This is a genomic window from Nitratiruptor sp. YY09-18, assembly GCF_016593235.1.
Taxonomy (GTDB): Bacteria; Campylobacterota; Campylobacteria; order Campylobacterales; family Nitratiruptoraceae; genus Nitratiruptor.
Window position 1 is genome coordinate 746,228 of sequence record NZ_AP023065.1, and the last position, 12,536, is coordinate 758,763.

Here is a 12,536-nt window from a genome sequence, read left to right on the forward strand (position 1 = left end):
ATTAAATTGGAGGATATTATACCATAATTCTTTGTATGATACTTTTTACTAACTGCTGCTTTTTTGCTATAATCACCAAAAATTATGCAGGAGCATGTATGAACGTAATTACGGGTAAAGTATGGAAATTTGGTGATAATATCGATACCGATCTTATCATTGCTGCCCGCTATCTCAATACTTCAGATCCTCATGAATTAGCAAAGCATGTGATGGAAGATGCTGACCCTGAGTTTGTCAAAAAACTTCAGCCAGGTGATATTATAGTTGCGGGAGAGAATTTTGGATGTGGAAGTAGCCGTGAACACGCACCTATAGCACTTAAAGCAGCTGGCGTTGCAGCAGTAGTGGCAAAGAGCTTTGCAAGGATCTTTTATCGTAATGCTTTTAATATGGGATTACCAATATTTGAGCTTCCAGAAGCTGACAAGATAAATGAAGGTGATCTTATTTCAATAGATATGGAGAGCGGAGTAATTAAAGATCTTAACAAGCACAATGAGTATAAATTCACACCGATTCCTCCATTTATGCAAGAGCTTCTTGCATGTGGTGGTCTTATAAATTATGCAAAAGCAAAAATCTTGGAGGAGAATGCATGAGGAGATATACAGTAGCCCTCATCAAAGGTGATGGTATAGGACCTGAAATTATTGATGAGGCTGTAAAAGTCCTCGATGCAGTAAGTGTCAAAGAGGGCTTTGAGATAACATATAAAGAGGCTTTGCTTGGAGGAGCTTCTATTGAAGTGACAGGTGAACCAATAACTGAAGAGACAATAGAGATAGCTAAGAGTGCAGATGCAGTGCTTTTTGGTGCTATTGGAGGGCCACAATGGGATGACCTTCCACGAGATAAGCGACCAGAGACTGGTCTTTTGAAGCTTCGTAAAGCTCTTGAAGTCTTTGCAAATTTACGTCCAACAACTGTCTATGATGAACTCATCAATGCTTCTACCCTCAAGCCAGAAGTGATTAAGGGAACTGACCTTATGGTAGTGCGCGAGCTCATTGGGGGTATCTATTTTGGACAACCACGTGGCTATGAGGGAGATAAAGCCTACAATACCATGGTGTATACCAAAGAGGAAGTGAGACGTATTGCAAAAGTTGCATTTAAAATTGCTATGAAGCGCGACAAAAAAATTACTTCTGTTGATAAAGCAAATGTTCTTGAAGTGAGCCAACTGTGGCGTGATACGGTCAATGAAGTAGCTAAAGAGTATCCTGAAGTCACACTCGATCATCTCTATGTAGACAATGCAGCAATGCAGCTTGTACGTGATCCAAAGCAGTTTGATGTGATTCTTACAGGCAACATATTTGGAGATATTCTCAGCGATGAAGCAAGTATGCTTAGTGGCTCAATAGGACTGCTGCCTAGTGCAAGCATCGGACTCAAGCATGGCTTGTATGAGCCAATCCACGGAAGTGCCCCAGACATTGCAGGACAAGGCATCGCCAATCCGATCGCTACCATCGCAAGTGCAGCTATGATGCTTAAATATCAGTTTGGCGAAGAGAGTGCTGCGAAAAGAATAGAAGATGCTATCAAGCGTGTTCTCAAAGAGGGCTATAGAACCAAAGATATAGCTTCTTTTGATGCCAAAGAGGTTGTAACCACAAGTGAAATGGGTAGTTTGATCGCCCAGTATGCAAGCGAAATTTAAACATGGGGGATACTACCCCCAGCTCTTTTCACTTCTCCCTCCAAAACTTCACAAAGACCTCCAAATTTTGCGCAAATTTTTTGCTTCCTATACCAAGCGGGTCTATATCGTCGGGGGCAGTGTGCGAGATATGCTGCGCCACTTCATCCATGGTGACAGAGTTACAATAGTAGACCTTGATATTGAAGTGTATGATATTGCTCCAAAAGAGTTTGATACTCTCATGCAGCGCCTTGATGCCAAAGGGGTAGGCAAGAGCTTTTTTGTCTACAAATATAAAGAGAATATCGATATTTCACTGCCTCGAGTTGAGAGCAAAATTGGACGAGGGCACAAAGCTTTTGCGGTTGATCTTGCAAAAGATGAGCAAGAAGCAAGTATGCGCCGCGATTTTACTATGAATGCTTTGATGCTTAACATATATGATGGCAAGCTTTTAGATTTTTGGAAAGGGGTAGATGCAATTGCAAAAAAGCGAATAGTTATAGTGAATCCTATTAAATTTCAAGAAGATAGCCTACGTGTCTTAAGAGGGATGCAGTTTGCTGCGCGCTTTGGGTATAAGATTGAACAAAAAAGCTGCGAGATTATGCAAAAGATGGATCTCGATGATTTGAGTAGCGAGAGGATATTTTGGGAGTTTGAGAAGATGTTTCAAGCCTTTTATCTCCATTTTGGGCTCTACTATCTCATAGCATTGAGAGTTGATCGCAAAATATTTGGCAAAGAGTTTGCACCCATTTTTTTCAAAACTGCAAAAGAGTTACAAAAAAATCGCTCCAATTTTGAAGCAGATCTTTATAAATTCTACTTTCTCTATATTCTGGCAAAAAATGCTCATATGCGCTTCACCTCACTTCTTGATACTCTTAAAACCCCCAACGAGTACTACAAAGCCTTTCGCAAGCAAAAGAGTCTTCCAAAAAATCGCAGCGATAGATTCCTAGCAGCTATGGCTTTACGTATGCCGCTTAAAGAGTATCTTGGAAACTATGCGAAAGATGTTAAAATTAGGGCACAAAAATTTGGATTTTGGGATGCAAAGTTTGAACCCGTAAAAGCCTCCGAGCTCATAGCACTTGGTTTTAGTGGCAAAGAGCTGGGAGAGGAGCTAAGGCGCAGGTCATTAAAAATTATTAAAGAGAGGTTTGCTAAGTGAAAACATACAGAGTCCTCATAGATTGTCATGATGAAAAGGGTCTTGTATATAAAATATCAAAACTTTTTTATGAAAACGATCTCAATATCGAAAAAAACGATGAGTTTGTTGATTCGCAAAAGAATCGCTTCTTCATGCGCAGTGTTGTCAAAGGCTCGATAGAGCAGGCAAAACTTTATGAGCAGCTTCAAGCAATCTTACCAGCCGATGCACATATCAGGGTAGTAATTCCAAGAAAGAAAAAAATAGTCCTCATGGCTACAAAAGAGAGTCATGTCCTAGGAGACATCCTCATACGCCACTATGATGGAGAACTAGCTGCAGATATTGTAGCAGTAATTTCAAATTATGATATTTTGCGACCTCTTGTAGAAAAGTTTGGAATAGATTACTTTCATGTCCCACACGCTGATCTTGAGCGCGAAGCTCATGAAGAGAAGATACTGGCATTATTAGAGATGTTTGAACATATTGATTATATAGTCCTAGCCAAGTATATGCGTATTTTGACACCAAATTTTGTTGGAAAATACGAAAACAGGATTATAAATATACATCATTCCTTTTTACCGGCATTTATTGGTGCGAATCCCTATAAGCAGGCATATGAGAGAGGCGTAAAAATTATAGGTGCTACAGCCCACTTTGTTAACAATAATCTTGACGAGGGTCCAATTATTGCTCAAGATGTTATCCATGTAGACCATACTTATACGTGGCAGGCTATGCGAGCTGCAGGGAGAGATGTGGAGAAGGTGGTATTAGCAAGGGCTTTGAAGCTAGCAATTGAAGATAGAATTTTTGTTCACGAAAATAAAACAATTGTGTTTTGATGTTTAATATTGTTTTAGTCAATCCGCAAATACCACCAAATACTGGTAATATTGGCCGTATCTGTGTCAATACTGGTGCGACACTGCACCTCATCAAGCCTCTTGGTTTTAGCATAGATGATAAGGCGATAAAGAGAGCAGGTCTTGATTATTGGCATAAACTAAATCTTAAAGTGTGGGAGAGTTTGGATGAGTTTTTGGCTGTGACTCCACATGAGTGTTACCATCTTGCAACTACAAAAGTGGAAAAGCCCTATTTTCAAGCTCAGTTTAAGCCAGGAGACTATCTGCTCTTTGGCAGCGAAACGCAAGGATTGCCACTTTGGCTTATAGACCGTTTCAAAAGTCAAGCTGTTACAATTCCGATGACAAAGGAAGGAAGAAGTCTCAATCTGGCTGTGAGTGTTGGAATAATTTTATATGAAGGGATAAGACAAAATTTTGGAGATTTTGGATGAAAGAGATTGTAGATTTTATTATGACTATACTCTTTGTACTTTTTATGATTTGGCTCATAGTTGGATACCATCGACAAAAAGGTCATCATGAACGTGGCGAAGAGTAATTTAATCAACTTTGAAGTAAAATCAAAATAAAAAAGGAAAGCAATGACAGAACCCCTTTTGGTTGAAATTGGTGTAGAAGAGCTTCCTGCAATACCTTTTCTCAAAGAGCTTCCAAATATAGAAAAAAAATGGGAGAAAATTTTAGAAGAGAGTACCCTTTTATGTGAGTTTAGTTTTGAATATACCCCTAGACGCCTTGTACTATGGCATCCAGAATTCCCGCTCAAGCAGCCCGATAGTTTTGAAGAACTCTATGGTGCACCTATAGATATCGCCTTTAAAGATGGTAAACCAACTCCTGCAGCTTTAGGGTTTGCCAAAAAGTGTGGTGTGAGTCTTGAAGAGATAAGCAGAGCAAAAAGAGGCAATAAAGAGGTGCTCTATTACAAGCGTGAAATAAAAGGTAAAAGAAGCCATGAGCTTTTACCAAAAATGATTGTGGCATGGCTTAAAAGTCTCAATTTTGGTAAGGCAATGCGTTGGGGTAATCTACATGAAGAGTTTATACGACCAATCCGTTGGGCAATTATTAATCTAGGACCAGAGTTTATAAAAAGCGAATTTTATGGTATAGAAAGTGCAGATTTTACCTATGTTCATCGTGCAGTTTCTATGGACCCAATGAAAATCAATGGAGCAAAGGAGTATTTTGATCTCCTCAAAACCAATGGGGTAATTCTCTATGCGGATGCACGATATGAGAAAATAGAAAATGAATTTGCCAATATTGAAAAAGAGGGTGTGCGGATTGATAAAGACCCTGACCTTTTGGCAGAAGTTGTAGCAATTACAGAATTTCCTACTGCTTTGAAAGGATCATTTGAAGAGCGGTTTTTAGCACTTCCTCCTGAAGTAATAATAACAAGTATGAAAGAGCATCAACGCTACTTTCCAGTTTTTAGAAATAAATCTTTGCAAAATAGTTTTGTTGTTGTAACCAATGCTTATACAGATGATTTTTCTCAAATTATCAAAGGAAATGAGCGGGTTCTTCGCGCGAGACTTGCAGATGCACTCTTTTTTTGGGAAAAAGATTTGCAAAAAGGGCTCGATTATGAGGGGCTTAAAGATGTAATCTTTATGGATGGTCTTGGTTCGCTCTTTGATAAAGAGCTGCGTGAACTCAAGATTGCTACGAAACTTATGCAAGATTATAAAGAGAGACTCATAAAAGATACCCACAAAAATGAAGGCGAACTCAAAGCCCTCATAGAGCGTGCGGTTATGCTCTCAAAAGCTGATCTTTTGACAGAGATGGTTTATGAGTTTACAGAATTGCAAGGTATCATGGGATACTACTATGCCCTCATGCAAGGTGAAGATACTCTTGTAGCACTTGCTATTAAAGAGCAGTATTTGCCAAATGGCGAAGAGAGCGAACTACCAAGTAATATTTTTACTTCTCTTATTGCTATAGCTACAAAACTCGATACTCTCCTGGCTCTATTTAGTATAGGAAAAATTCCAACAGGTTCTCGCGATCCATTTGGCCTCAGACGTGCTGCAAATGGGATCATTCGCATAGTTATAGACAAGGAGCTCCAATTTAATATCGCTGAACTTGGTCGTTTCATGGACGAATATCAAGAGTTTGATATAAAAAGGCTTGAAGAGTTTTTCATTGAGCGTCTCTATCAGTTTTTTGATGTCAACCCTTCAATAATCAAAGCGGTTGTTGAGAGTGGAGAGAGAGATATTATTTTGATGAAGAAAAAGATTGAGGCACTTGCAGCAATTGTAGAGAGTAGTGATTTTAAAAATATTTTTACCACATTTAAGCGTGTAGCGAACATTACAAAAGATGTAGATACTTCGCAAGAACTTTTTGTCGATGAGAGCCTTTTTGAAAAAGATGAAGAGTATAAACTTTGGCAGAAATTTAATGAAGTAAAAAAAATGCCATTTAGTAACTACGAAGAGCGTCTCGATCAGCTTTTTGGCTTAAAACATACCATAGATATGTTTTTTGACAATGTTTTAGTCAATGCAGAAGAGGAGAAGGTGCGTCAAAACAGGAAAAATCTCATAGCCTCAATCTACCAAGAGTTCAAAAAAATTGCAGATATTAAAGAGATCTCAGTGTGATATATGATTTTATAGTTATCGGAGGTGGGAGTGCAGGAGTACATACCGCCCACTTCCTACAACAAGGTGGAGCAAAAGTAGCTCTAGTTGAGCGATCAGCCATTGGTGCTGGGGGAAGTGGCGCTGCTGGAGCTTTTATTTCACCGCGTGTGGGCAAAGGAAGTTATTTACAATATATAACTAATGCAGCTTTTTTATACGCTATCTCTTTTTATAAACATTCTCCATACTTTTACCAATCAGGACTACTACGCTTGCCAAAAGAGGGACAAGATTTTCGCGGTCTTGGCAAATATCTTGATATAGATTTTGAAGAAAAGCTAGGAGGGTTTTTCTTCCCACAAGCTGGTATCCTCAAAGCAAAAGAGCATCTGGCATTTTTGGCAAATAGCCTTGAAGTTGTAATAGATGATGCAAAAATAGAGAGAAACAGTGACTATTTCAAAATTGGCAAGCTCAAAACAAAGAAGATCATCCTAGCAACCGGCGCAGATGATGATCTTATAGATGAGCCTTATATAAAAATAGGTAAGCTTGGTGGAGTACGTTTTGATGTAAAAACAGCTCTTGTTTTGCCATACTGTATCCACAAAAGAGTCTCTATGTCAGTCAATATTGATGGTATTGTAAGTATCGGTGCTACCCACAATCGTGAGGGGAGAGCCCCACAGCCACCATCGATGCTCTTTGAAGAAGCACGCAAAATGGTGGGAGAGTTTGGATTTGAAATAGAGCAGATGTATTGCGGTGTACGTAGTAGTGTGAGCGATCATTTGCCAATTCTTGGCGAACTCATTGATAGCGGTAAATCGCCGCGTATTACAAATTTTAAGAAATTAAATTGTGACGATTTGCCACGCAAAGGCATCTACATTATCAACGGTTTTGGGGGAAGAGGATTTGTCTTTGGTCCATATATGGCCAATATGTTAGCAGACCATCTATTAAAGAAAAAAGAGATTCCTCCAATGCTTCATATTGATCGCTATTATATGCGCTATTTAAAAAAGGGGAGAGTATGAAAGGTATTGTACTACTCAATATGGGTGGACCAAACAATCTTGAAGAGGTTGAACTCTTCTTACGCAATATGTTTAATGACCCAAATATTTTGACAATCAGAAATACTCTTTTAAGAAAATTTGTTGCATACCTTATAACGCAAAGCAGAAAAAAGGAAGCTAGAAGTAATTACAAAAAACTTGGTGGAGCAAGTCCACTCAACTTCTATACCGATAAGCTCATTACAAAACTTTCCAACACTCTTCCTGATGTATATATAACAAAAGCAATGCGTTATACGCCACCATTTGCAAAAGATGCTATCAAAGAGCTTGTTGCACATAATATAGCAGAGGTTTATCTTATCCCCCTCTATCCACATTATTCTACTACTACAACGAAATCAAGCCTGGAAGATTTTTATAATACTGCTAAAGGGCTCGGATACCATGCAAGATTTCATGATATTGCAAATTTTTATGATAACAGACTTTATAATCAAGCGATCATTGAGCAAATTGATGAGGCGTTAGATGGGGAGAAAAGCGATGAATATGAGCTTATTTTTAGTGCACACTCACTGCCTCAAAGTATTATCAAAAAGGGTGATCCTTATTTGTATGAAGTGACTGAACATACCAAAATTCTTAAAAATATGCTAGGGCATCGATTTGCGGGCTACCATCTTGCGTTTCAATCAAAACTTGGACCAGTGAAGTGGCTAGAGCCAAGCCTTGAAGAAAAACTCAATGAGCTTAAAGGCAAGAAGGTACTTATTTTTCCTATCTCTTTCATTCTGGATAATAGTGAAACTGAGTTTGAATTGCATATTGAATATAAAGAAATAGCAAAATCGCTTGGTATCAAAGAGTATAGAGTAGCAAGATGTGTCAATGACAGTGATACCTTTGTTAAAGCTCTTGTAGATATCTACCAAAGGATGTAGGATGGTGGGATATATATACGATCCGATATTTACTGAGCATGGCAGTCAGGAGCATATTGAGCGTCCAGCAAGGGTCGAGGTAATCGATGCAGTGGCGCGCACTTTTCCTCTCCAGCATTATCTTGTGAGAAAAGCTACCAAAGAGGAGCTCAAAAAGATTCACGAGGCTCACTATGTTGATTGGGTAGAGAGAGCATATGAGGAGGGGTATCGTTTCATTCTCAACGAAGATACACTTCTTACACCAAAAAGCTTTGAGGTTGCAAGCTATGCAGCAGGTTCTGCTATACCAATCGTTGATGCTTTTGCAAAGGGTGAGATAAAAAGAGCTTTTCTCAATCTGCGTCCTCCAGGCCATCATGCAGAACGAAAAACCGGCCAGGGATTTTGTATCTTCAATAATATAGCATTGATGGCACGATATGCACAAAGCAAAGGCTTTGGAAAAGTGATGATAATAGACTTTGATGTACATCATGGAAATGGCACGCAAGATATCTTTTATAGTGATGATACAGTGTGTTATTTTAGCACGCATGAGCGCAATAATTACCCCTATTTTACCGGAAGCGAAGAGGAAAGAGGAGAGGGAAGAGGCGAGGGTTTTAATATCAATAAGCCTTATGGGGATTACTGCAAAGATGAAGAGCTTTTGCAGCTCTATGAGGATTTACCTTCATGGTTTGATTTTGATATAGTGCTTATAAGTGCTGGATATGATTTGATGAAAGATGAAACAATATCAAGTGCACAGATTACTTTTGAAGGTTTGCGTGCATTAGTGCAAAAGATTTTACAATTTGCTGGTAATAAACCTGTAGCATTTTTGCTTGAAGGTGGCTACAATCTTGACTCATTAGCTACAAGCGTAACTATTACACTAGAAGAACTTACAAAGGATGAGCTATGAGAAGTTTAATGCTTTTGGGTTTTGCAGTTTGGGCTTATGCTAATATCTTTGCAGGGAGTGCTACAAAGCATTCTATGGATATCAAAGGTGACTATGCCAAAACGCATCAGTGTATTCGCTGCCATCTTGATATATATGATGAGTACAAAACATCTCCTCATTACAACTCTACCATTTATCGTGATCCAGTCCATAAAAAGATTTTTGAGTTACACGCAAAAGCGAGTAAAGCCGAAGAGTATGTGTGTGCCAAATGCCATACTCCGACTCTTAAAGATAAAAAAATTGCTTCTATGGATCCAAAAAAATTTGGCTATGAGCAGGCAATTTCTTGTGCCTATTGTCATAGAATCAAATCTATTGAAAAGCATGCCAAAGCAAATAAAAATGTGATTTTGCCTAAAAAAGGGGTCTATTATGGAACGCGCCATCCAGAAATGAGGAGCGAGTACCATAAAATAATCAATACTAACCCCATCCACAAAAATGGCCAAACTTGCATGGGCTGTCATTCTCATAAACAAAATGAGCTTGGGTTTGTGGTATGTCAAACTGAGAGTAACAATTCGCTCAAGCAAAACTGCATCACCTGCCATATGCCACAAGTTGAAGGGAGTCTCAGCGATAGAGTAGAGACGCCAACACACGCCTTTCATGGATTTGCAGGAGTGAGTGTAAAGCCAGAGCTTTTAGCAAAATATCTTCATATAGATGTAATTAAAAAAGATCCTCTTCAAATTCGCCTCATCAACGACGCACCACACGCATTTTTGCTCCATCCTCTGCGTGTAGCAAAGCTCATTGTAAAACATAAGCGAGGAGGTAAACTTATAAAAGAGCAAGAAGTTACATTTGTACGAATTATTGGAAAAGATGGCAAACCAACTCCTCCCTGGATAGCTACGCAGGTGGTAAAAGATACGATGCTCAAAGCTGGTGAGAAAAGAGTAGTGAGTTTTGATATGCATCCACAAAAAGGAGACACTATAGAAGTGATTTTTGGTTTTTATAAGGTAAATCCAAACATGGCAAAAAAGTTTGGATTGCCAACAAAATTTATAGTCTTTAAGAAAAAAGAGTTACATGTATAGTTGGCAAAAGATCTATAAAAGTGTTGTAGCACATAAAAAGCTTTTTATTACAGCACAGATTCTAGCACTTTTAGCGGTACTTGCTAGTGTGCCTTCGCCACTTTTAATGCCACTCCTAGTCGATGAGGTATTGCTTCACAAACCTGGCAAGTTGCTTGCCTTTATCGATATGACTCTTGGAAGCGGGTCAGCTCTTTATTATACTCTCGTAGTACTTGTCATGACGCTTTTATTACGTGGTACTTTTGTCTTTTTGCAGATTTTGCAAAGCAAAATCTTTCATACACTTTCTAAAAATATCACATTTACTATCCGCAAGCATGTACTAGAGCATCTAAAAAATGTGCAAATGAGTGAATTTGAGCTTCTAGGAAGTGGCAAAGTCGCCTCAAGACTTGTGACGGATATAGAGACAATTGATGCGTTTTTGAGTAGTAGTATTAGCAAGCTTTTTATTTCAATTTTGACTCTTATTGGTATAAGCATCGTGCTTCTGGTTATTCATTGGCAGTTGGCTCTTTTCATTCTCCTCCTCAATCCATTGGTAGTAGTCTTTTCATCCAAACTTGCACGTAACGTCGCAAAACTCAAAAAAGAAGAAAATAGAGCTATAGAGATTTTTCAAAATGCGCTAGTAGAGACACTAGAACTTTTTGAGCAAATTCGTGTGACAAATCAAGAAGAAAACTTTTTCAAAAAGCTATTTATTCTTATCAATGACCTCAAAGAGCGTTCAATTGCCTTCAGTTTCAAGAGTGATGCTGGCACGAGGCTAAGCTTTTTGCTCTTCGTGGCTGGATTTGAGATGTTTAGAGCAGCTGGAATCATAGCAGTAGCATATAGCGACCTTTCCATCGGACTTATGCTGGCAGTCTTTGGCTATCTATGGTTTATGATGACTCCGATCCAAGATATTATATCGATCCAGTATGCCAAACGCAATGCAGATGTAGCCTTACAGCGTATCAATGATCTTCTTACTCTCAATCCTGAGCCAAAATTTCCTCACAAACTCAATCCATTTGCGCAAGAGAGTGTGACAATCAGACTCGAAGATGTTCACTTCAGCTATGATGGCAAAAATGAGGTAATACGAGGAATCGATCTAGAAATTCCAGCTAGAAAAATTAGTGCGCTTGTTGGAGCAAGCGGTAGTGGCAAGACAACACTGAGCCGCTTGCTTGTAGGGCTCTATATTCCTACAAAAGGAGATATTCTTTACAACGGAGTCTCATATAAAAATATTGGCCTTGATACCATTCGACAAAATGTAGCACTTGTACTGCAAACTCCTGTACTCTTTAATGATACGATTCTTTTCAATCTCACACTTGGACATAAATATCCTCAAGAAAAGATTCAAAAAGCTCTCGAGATGGCGCAGATTGCATCACTGATAGCATCACTACCGCACGGTTTGGATACGGTAGTTGGCAAAGGAGGTGTACGTCTAAGTGGCGGTGAAAGACAACGCATAGCAATTGCTAGGATGATTTTGCAAGATCCAAAAGTAGTCATTCTTGATGAGTCTACATCAGCAATCGATATGGAGACAGAGCATCTACTCTTTTGCAAACTCCAAGATTTTTTTGCATCAAAGACAGTGATACTCATAGCCCATAGGCCTAGTACTATAGAAAAGGCTGACCATCTTTTTATTTTAGAACACGGAAAAATAAAAAAAGAGATGAATTTTGAAGATTATCGTAAAAATTTTTGTATACTATAAAAAACAAAGAAGGAGTCCAAAATGGATTTGCCAAAAAATGTAGAAGAGCTCAAAGAGTATGTAGCTGAGAATTTTGCTAAGTTGAGCGCAAAAGCCCAGCTTGAAATTCTTAAGACATTACATAAATTTATACATAATGAAGAGATAGTCAAAAAGGAGCTAGAACTAGAGCAAAAAGTGCTTGATGAAGAGAAAGCTACACAAATTTGTGCTATCGACGATGAAGAGGCCGCATTGCAAGAAGAGATCTTAGAAGAGATTAGAAAACACAATCATGTAGATGTGCATGCTTTCAAGGATGCAAGCAAAGACCCTCGCGATGAAGATGCGAAATATGTAGATAAGACAATGGATAAAATTCCGAATGATCCAAACGACCCTTTGGCAGATTATCTTGATGAGCTTGAAGATCAGGAAAAATCAGAAAGCTGAAAGTGGCGACCCCAGGGGGACTCGAACCCCCGTCACCGCCGTGAAAGGGCGGTGTCCTAACCGCTAGACGATGGGGCCATCGTTGTAGCAAATTTTCATGAAATTATATAGAAA

12 protein-coding genes and 1 tRNA gene are annotated in these 12,536 nt (G+C 38.8%); 12 read left to right on the top strand and 1 reads right to left on the bottom strand.

Features of this window, described 5'->3' with window-relative positions; all coding sequences use genetic code 11:
- Window positions 1–98 precede the first annotated feature (98 nt).
- The 12 genes from JG734_RS04150 to JG734_RS04205 all read left to right on the top strand — a co-directional run bounded on the left by JG734_RS04150 (window position 99) and on the right by JG734_RS04205 (window position 12,422).
- Window positions 99–602 (top strand): 3-isopropylmalate dehydratase small subunit, encoded by a 504-nt coding sequence (locus tag JG734_RS04150; RefSeq protein WP_201333770.1) that lies wholly within the window; start codon window positions 99–101, stop codon window positions 600–602.
- Window positions 599–1,669, top strand: a complete 1,071-nt coding sequence (gene leuB / locus JG734_RS04155; RefSeq protein ID WP_201333771.1) for a 3-isopropylmalate dehydrogenase — start codon at window positions 599–601, stop codon at window positions 1,667–1,669. The genes JG734_RS04150 and leuB overlap by 4 nt, the downstream gene beginning before the upstream one ends.
- Window positions 1,653–2,828, top strand: a complete 1,176-nt coding sequence (locus JG734_RS04160; protein WP_201333772.1) for a CCA tRNA nucleotidyltransferase — start codon at window positions 1,653–1,655, stop codon at window positions 2,826–2,828. Before leuB ends, JG734_RS04160 begins: the two co-directional genes overlap by 17 nt.
- Window positions 2,825–3,661 carry a formyltetrahydrofolate deformylase gene (gene purU / locus JG734_RS04165; RefSeq protein ID WP_201333773.1) on the top strand — a complete coding sequence of 279 codons (837 nt, stop codon included), beginning with the start codon at window positions 2,825–2,827 and terminating at the stop codon, window positions 3,659–3,661. The genes JG734_RS04160 and purU overlap by 4 nt, the downstream gene beginning before the upstream one ends.
- Window positions 3,661–4,119: a tRNA (cytidine(34)-2'-O)-methyltransferase gene (locus JG734_RS04170; RefSeq protein ID WP_201333774.1), complete on the top strand. Its 459-nt coding sequence runs from the start codon at window positions 3,661–3,663 to the stop codon at window positions 4,117–4,119. The genes purU and JG734_RS04170 overlap by 1 nt, the downstream gene beginning before the upstream one ends.
- A 150-nt stretch (window positions 4,120–4,269) precedes the next feature.
- Window positions 4,270–6,312, top strand: coding sequence for a glycine--tRNA ligase subunit beta (gene glyS / locus JG734_RS04175; protein ID WP_201333775.1), 2,043 nt, complete (start codon window positions 4,270–4,272; stop codon window positions 6,310–6,312).
- Window positions 6,309–7,334: an FAD-binding oxidoreductase gene (locus JG734_RS04180; protein WP_201333776.1), complete on the top strand. Its 1,026-nt coding sequence runs from the start codon at window positions 6,309–6,311 to the stop codon at window positions 7,332–7,334. The genes glyS and JG734_RS04180 overlap by 4 nt, the downstream gene beginning before the upstream one ends.
- Window positions 7,331–8,260: a ferrochelatase gene (hemH, locus tag JG734_RS04185; RefSeq protein WP_201333777.1), complete on the top strand. Its 930-nt coding sequence runs from the start codon at window positions 7,331–7,333 to the stop codon at window positions 8,258–8,260. The genes JG734_RS04180 and hemH overlap by 4 nt, the downstream gene beginning before the upstream one ends.
- Before the next feature lies 1 nt (window position 8,261).
- Entirely contained in the window at window positions 8,262–9,170 is a 909-nt protein-coding gene (locus JG734_RS04190; protein ID WP_201333778.1) for a histone deacetylase, read from the top strand.
- Window positions 9,167–10,261, top strand: coding sequence for a multiheme c-type cytochrome (locus JG734_RS04195; RefSeq protein WP_201333779.1), 1,095 nt, complete (start codon window positions 9,167–9,169; stop codon window positions 10,259–10,261). Before JG734_RS04190 ends, JG734_RS04195 begins: the two co-directional genes overlap by 4 nt.
- Complete coding sequence (locus tag JG734_RS04200; RefSeq protein ID WP_201333780.1) at window positions 10,254–11,990, top strand: ABC transporter ATP-binding protein; 1,737 nt, start codon at window positions 10,254–10,256, stop codon at window positions 11,988–11,990. The genes JG734_RS04195 and JG734_RS04200 overlap by 8 nt, the downstream gene beginning before the upstream one ends.
- 21 nt (window positions 11,991–12,011) lie before the next feature.
- A complete protein-coding gene (locus JG734_RS04205; protein WP_201333781.1) occupies window positions 12,012–12,422 on the top strand; it encodes a hypothetical protein in 411 nt (136 codons plus the stop codon).
- Between the two features lie 3 nt (window positions 12,423–12,425).
- Here JG734_RS04205 and JG734_RS04210 read toward each other — a convergent pair.
- Window positions 12,426–12,500, bottom strand: a tRNA-Glu gene (locus JG734_RS04210).
- Window positions 12,501–12,536: the final 36 nt, after the last annotated feature.

What these genes read in the sequence shown, in the direction of transcription:
- glyS (WP_201333775.1), top strand. Translation starts at nt 4,270, where the DNA reads ATGACAGAACCCCTTTTGGTTGAAATTGGTGTAGAAGAGCTTCCTGCA.
- JG734_RS04190 (WP_201333778.1), top strand. Translation starts at nt 8,262, where the DNA reads ATGGTGGGATATATATACGATCCGATATTTACTGAGCATGGCAGTCAG.
- JG734_RS04150 (WP_201333770.1), top strand. Translation starts at nt 99, where the DNA reads ATGAACGTAATTACGGGTAAAGTATGGAAATTTGGTGATAATATCGAT.
- JG734_RS04205 (WP_201333781.1), top strand. Translation starts at nt 12,012, where the DNA reads ATGGATTTGCCAAAAAATGTAGAAGAGCTCAAAGAGTATGTAGCTGAG.
- JG734_RS04200 (WP_201333780.1), top strand. Translation starts at nt 10,254, where the DNA reads ATGTATAGTTGGCAAAAGATCTATAAAAGTGTTGTAGCACATAAAAAG.
- leuB (WP_201333771.1), top strand. Translation starts at nt 599, where the DNA reads ATGAGGAGATATACAGTAGCCCTCATCAAAGGTGATGGTATAGGACCT.
- JG734_RS04195 (WP_201333779.1), top strand. Translation starts at nt 9,167, where the DNA reads ATGAGAAGTTTAATGCTTTTGGGTTTTGCAGTTTGGGCTTATGCTAAT.
- hemH (WP_201333777.1), top strand. Translation starts at nt 7,331, where the DNA reads ATGAAAGGTATTGTACTACTCAATATGGGTGGACCAAACAATCTTGAA.
- JG734_RS04170 (WP_201333774.1), top strand. Translation starts at nt 3,661, where the DNA reads ATGTTTAATATTGTTTTAGTCAATCCGCAAATACCACCAAATACTGGT.
- JG734_RS04160 (WP_201333772.1), top strand. Translation starts at nt 1,653, where the DNA reads ATGCAAGCGAAATTTAAACATGGGGGATACTACCCCCAGCTCTTTTCA.